Here is a 2552-nt window from a genome sequence, read left to right as displayed (position 1 = left end):
CTTGTTTTTGATTTACCCGCCACGACGAGATGTTATGAAATCACCTGATATCGATAAGCCTGCTTCCGCTGATGACGAAACCAACCAGACCAAAAATGGGTTTCTGGCATTGGTGTCAAAAATGGTCTTTGAAGAGAAGCTCCCTGTACGCTTCATGTATAAAACCGTACCTGAGCATCTGAACGATACCGGATGGCGTATGTTCACCGGTTACGAAACACCGGAATATCTGGAAGATGAAGTAACCAACCTGATTCCGGTGGACGTAGAGAAGATGGTCAAACTCGATCCGTCCATCACCGATCTGGTTGAATACAACGCCGGCACCGTATGGGAACGTGCACCTGAGGGTGATGGCTGGGAACGCGTACATGACTACCGCATCCCTTCAGCGTTCACAGAAGTCAACATCACCAACGATGTCGATGAATTTAGCGGCAAAAGCTAATCCCTCATACGTCGATACTTGAAATATCCTATTCAGCCCACAGATAGTGATTAAGCGGGTGCTTAACTGTAAGGCCCGCTTCCATACCTGACCGATATGCTGGCATTGATGATATGCAGCGCTTACGGCAGGCACTCTATCTAAAGTTCCATATTGCTTGATGAGGATATGTATATGCGTGATTTTGACCTTTCTCCCCTTTACCGTTCCGCCATTGGCTTTGATCGTTTGGCTTCCATGCTCGACAACGCCAGCCGCAACGACAACCAGCCGAGTTACCCGCCCTACAACATCGAACTACTGGGCGAAAACGCATATCGCATCACGATGGCGGTCGCGGGTTTCACTATCGAAGAACTGGATATACAAAGCGAGAATTCGACCTTGCTGATTGCTGGCACTAAACACGTCGACAAAGATCAGCATCAGTATCTATATCAGGGTATTGCCGCGCGTAACTTTGAACGTCGTTTCCAACTGGCGGATCATGTCAAAGTCATGAAAGCACATATGGAAAATGGCCTGCTGCATGTAGATCTCATTCGTGAAATCCCGGAAGCGATGAAACCCCGTTCGATCAAGATAGAGCGTTAATCTGGACATAATAAACCCGACCATCTAGGTTTTATCTTCACCATAATGAATGGGTCGCAGATGCGGCCCATTTTTATTTTTCCCGTTAACATGCTCCATACAGACAAAACCACTTCCCAGCCTTCAGGCATACTGGGCGAAGAATTATTCGTCGAGGAAAATAGATGAACGCTCAAAAGCGCCTGGTCAAGGTTGTCGATCTTATAGAAGATCACCTGTCGAAGTCCCTGTATGTTGACCAGTTGGCGGAGTCTGTAAACTGGTCTCGCTGGCAACTACAGCGCACCTTCCAGACACGATTTGGTTACAGCGTAGCGCAATATTATCGTCACCGGCGACTCAGTGCCGCCGCGATCTCTCTGATACAAACTGAGCAACAGATTCTGGATATTGCCCTGACCTTTGGGTTTGATAACCAACAAAGCTTCAGTCGCGCCTTTAGCCAGTACTTTGGGCTGGCCCCCAGGCGTTATCGGATACGCGGCGAACTTATCGGCCTTTTTCCTCGATTGGATCCAACACTTTTTGTCCACTCATATGGAGATACCATCATGGAACCTGTGATCGTCACCCACGCCGCTAAAACATTGTGGGGAATGAACACCCGCTTTAACGCGCCCGGCTCTTCAACACCGAACAATATGCGGGTATTACCCGATCTTTGGCGCCGGTTTCAAATACAGCTTGATCAACAACAGATACAGCAGCAGGTGTTCTGGGGTGTTATAGACTCATCTACTGCCAATGATCAGCTTGAAGGACTGACTTACTGGGCAGCATTTGAAAATGAAAAGGCTCAGCCCTGCAAGGGAATGGACCGTTTAGACATACCCGAGCAGACGTATGCCTGCTTCATTCACCGTGGCCCAATCAGCGAGATAGAGCGCACATTAACAACAATCTTCCGCGATTGGTTACCCAACAGCGAATACCGTCATACTGGGGGCCCTGAACTGGAACTCTACGATGAAAGATTCGCGTTTGAGCATCCCGATTCAGTACTGGAATACTGGGTTCCGGTGGGAAAATCGGTCGAGTAACCTCAACTTCGTTTCTATCACTGTTTGGACAGACTAAGGTGCGAGCTGTTGCTGATACAACCGCTCCATCTCATCATTGAAGCAGCAAAAAACAACATGTTTTATCGAGGATAGTTGCTGCAGTTCAGTCCTCACTGTAGCAATCGCAATGCCTACCGCCTCTTCCAAAGGATACCCATAGACACCGCAACTGATCGCCGGGAAAGCAATACTCTGAACACCCGCGTCTGCCGCTAAGCGTAAACTACACCGGTAACAGCTTGCCAGCATTTCAGCCTCATTTGAGTCACCTCCCCGCCACACGGGACCAACCGTATGAATCACGTATTTTGCAGGAAGGTTATAGCCTGCCGTTAACTTAGCATTGCCTGTATCACAGCCTCCCAGCGTACGACATTCAGCCAATAGATCCGGACCTGCTGATCGATGAATAGCACCATCCACACCGCCACCACCCAATAAGCTACTAT

General features: G+C 48.7%; 4 protein-coding genes. 3 read left to right on the top strand and 1 reads right to left on the bottom strand.

Features of this window, described 5'->3' with window-relative positions; genetic code table 11:
• The 3 genes from ABYW01_RS19070 to ABYW01_RS19060 all read left to right on the top strand — a co-directional run.
• A partial coding sequence (locus ABYW01_RS19070) for a DUF2185 domain-containing protein (RefSeq protein ID WP_372835905.1) occupies positions 1–448 on the top strand: 448 nt, incomplete at its 5' end.
• Between the two features lie 174 nt (positions 449–622).
• Positions 623–1042, top strand: a complete 420-nt coding sequence (locus tag ABYW01_RS19065) for an Hsp20 family protein (RefSeq protein ID WP_193951781.1) — start codon at positions 623–625, stop codon at positions 1040–1042.
• Between the two features lie 164 nt (positions 1043–1206).
• Positions 1207–2082 (top strand): GyrI-like domain-containing protein, encoded by an 876-nt coding sequence (locus ABYW01_RS19060; RefSeq protein WP_372835904.1) that lies wholly within the window; start codon positions 1207–1209, stop codon positions 2080–2082.
• 33 nt (positions 2083–2115) lie between these two features.
• Here ABYW01_RS19060 and ABYW01_RS19055 read toward each other — a convergent pair.
• The coding region (locus ABYW01_RS19055; RefSeq protein WP_372835902.1) for an O-acetyl-ADP-ribose deacetylase at positions 2116–2552 on the bottom strand (437 nt) is incomplete at its 5' end.

It is taken from the genome of Pontibacterium sp. (assembly GCF_041587635.1).
Classification (GTDB): Bacteria; Pseudomonadota; Gammaproteobacteria; order Pseudomonadales; family Balneatricaceae; genus Pontibacterium.
This window is presented reverse-complemented; position numbering and strand designations above follow the sequence as displayed.